1 protein-coding gene is annotated in these 302 nt (G+C 59.9%); it reads left to right on the top strand.

Annotated elements, in window-relative coordinates; translation table 11 throughout:
- On the top strand, positions 1-302 hold a 302-nt coding region (locus QMX98_RS35155; protein WP_282412108.1), incomplete at both ends, for an aldehyde dehydrogenase family protein.

The following is a 302-nucleotide window of genomic DNA, read 5'->3' as shown; positions in this document are numbered from 1 at the left end:
AGTGCTGTCGATCAAACGTGGCGACCCGCTGGACACCGACACCATGGTTGGCGCCCAGGCGTCCGAGCAGCAATTCGACAAAATCCTGTCGTACCTGGAAATCGCCAAGGGCGAAGGCGCCGAGCTGCTGACCGGCGGCAAGGTGGAAAAACTCGAGGGCAACCTGGCGACCGGATATTACATCCAGCCGACCCTGCTCAAGGGCACCAACAAAATGCGCGTGTTCCAGGAAGAAATCTTTGGCCCGGTGGTGAGCATCACCACCTTCAAGGACGAAGCCGAAGCCCTGGCCATCGCCAACG

Source organism: Pseudomonas sp. PS02303 (genome assembly GCF_029959925.1).
Taxonomy (GTDB): Bacteria; Pseudomonadota; Gammaproteobacteria; order Pseudomonadales; family Pseudomonadaceae; genus Aquipseudomonas; species Aquipseudomonas mandelii.
The sequence above is the reverse complement of the archived record's forward strand: the minus strand, read 5'-3'. Positions and strand labels throughout refer to the sequence as shown.